This is a genomic window from Paenibacillus sp. GbtcB18, assembly GCF_019091125.1.
Lineage (GTDB): Bacteria > Bacillota > Bacilli > Paenibacillales > NBRC-103111 > Paenibacillus_F > Paenibacillus_F chitinolyticus.
The window spans coordinates 1-230 of record NZ_JAGXJX010000978.1 but is presented as its reverse complement, the minus strand read 5'-3'; the positions used below and the strand labels follow the sequence as shown (position 1 = coordinate 230).

Below are 230 nucleotides of genomic sequence, written 5' to 3'. Positions count from 1 at the left end.
CTTGTACACCACGATTTTGCCGTTAGGCTGCCCTTTGGCGATCGGCGGCAACAGATTCTGATTGTGCTGGAGCTCGTGGCGGATTCCTTCTTTGCTTTCACCTTTTTTCATCAAAATGCTGTAAGAACGCGGTGCGGTCAGAGGCACCGAAGCGACGTCGCCTGTGCTGTTCTCAAGCTCTCCCAGGGTGTCTCCGGGTTTGAAGAACGGGAAGTTGCTGTATTGGGCAT

1 pseudogene is annotated in these 230 nt (G+C 53.5%); it reads right to left on the bottom strand.

The features are described from left to right. A pseudogene (locus KVT34_RS31455) lies at positions 1-230 on the bottom strand (D-alanyl-D-alanine carboxypeptidase); the annotation flags it as partial.